Genomic DNA, 1,367 nt, shown 5'->3' with positions numbered 1-1,367 from the left:
TTTCACGCCCTTGTGCTCTTTCTCGACATCGGCGAGCGCGGCTTCGAGCTTCTTCCTGTCGGAGCCGACGACATGCAGCGTCGCGCCGAAAGGCGCCACCTGGTCGACGCCGGAGCGGCCCTGGAGCGCTTCGGCGACCTGATCGAGCCGCGGGCCCTGCAGGACGAAGGTGGTGAGCCCGGCATTTTTCACCACCTCGGCGACCGTGCCGGTGGCCAGCATCTTGCCGTAGGAGATATAGCTGATGCGGTGGCAGCGCTCGGCTTCGTCCATGTAGTGGGTGGAGACCAGTACGGTCAGCCCGCCGCTGGCCAGGCGATGGATCTCGTCCCAGAATTCGCGCCGTGCCTTCGGATCGACACCGGCCGTCGGCTCGTCAAGCAGCAGCAGCTTCGGCTTGTGCATGATGCAGGCGGCCAGCGCCAGCCGCTGCTTCCAGCCGCCCGACAAGGTGCCGGCCAACTGATTGCGGCGCGTGGTCAGGCCGAGGTCTTCAAGCGTCCCGGCGACATATTCCTCGACCGGCTTCAGCCGATAGAGGCGCGCCACGAATTCGAGATTCTCGCCGATCGTCAGATCCTCGTAGAACGAGAATTTCTGCGTCATGTAGCCGACTTCACGCTTGATGCGCAGGCTGTCGGTGCGGATGTTGAAGCCGAGCACCGTGCCTTCGCCTTCGTCCGGCGTCAGCAGGCCGCACATGATGCGGATGGTGGTGGTCTTGCCCGAACCGTTGGGGCCGAGAAAGCCGACGATCTCGCCCTCGGCGACCGACATCGTCACATGGTCGACGACGGTCTTGTCGCCAAAGCGCTTGACCAGGCCATGGACGTCGATGGCGTTCATCTTGCGCTGTCCGCGAGATCAACATCGACGATCTGGCCGGGCTGCAGCGGGCCGGCATCGCCCTCCGGCCGCGCCTCGACAAGGTAGACCAGCTTCTGCCGGTTCTCCAGGGAGTAGATCACCGGGGGCGTGAACTCGGGATCCGGCGAGACATAGCTGACGCGCGCCTTCACATCCGGGCCGCAGCCGTCGCAATGGACGCCGAGCAAGGTGCCGACCTTGACCGAGGAGAAGGCGCTCTCCGGGATGTAGACGCTGAGCTTCACCGCGCCATCGGGCAGGATCGAAATCACCGGCGCGGTCGGACCTGATGTGTCGCCCGGATTGCGGATGACATCGTTGACGCGGCCCGGCGAAGGCGCTGCCAGCACCCGCTTCGATAGCCGCCACTGCGCCTGCTCCAACGCGGCCTGCGCCTGCTTGACCTGATTGTCGGCGGCCTTGATCGTTTCGGCCCGTGCAGGCAGGCCGCCGACAATCAGGTCAAGCAGGCGCAGGCCGCGTTGGAGCAGGCGCAGTGG

The 1,367-nt window shown here is 65.5% G+C and carries 2 protein-coding genes; both read right to left on the bottom strand.

All coding sequences use genetic code 11. The features are described 5' to 3' along the window. Window positions 1-846: ABC transporter ATP-binding protein (locus EN750_RS34470; RefSeq protein WP_145968203.1), on the bottom strand; the 846-nt coding region annotated here is incomplete at its 3' end. Next, the coding region (locus tag EN750_RS34465; protein WP_145968202.1) for an HlyD family secretion protein at window positions 843-1,367 on the bottom strand (525 nt) is incomplete at its 5' end. The genes EN750_RS34470 and EN750_RS34465, both read right to left, overlap by 4 nt.

This window comes from Mesorhizobium sp. M7A.F.Ca.ET.027.03.2.1, from assembly GCF_003999175.1.
Classification (GTDB): domain Bacteria; phylum Pseudomonadota; class Alphaproteobacteria; order Rhizobiales; family Rhizobiaceae; genus Mesorhizobium.
Note: the sequence above shows the minus strand (reverse complement) of the source record. Positions and strands in the feature narration are given on the sequence as shown.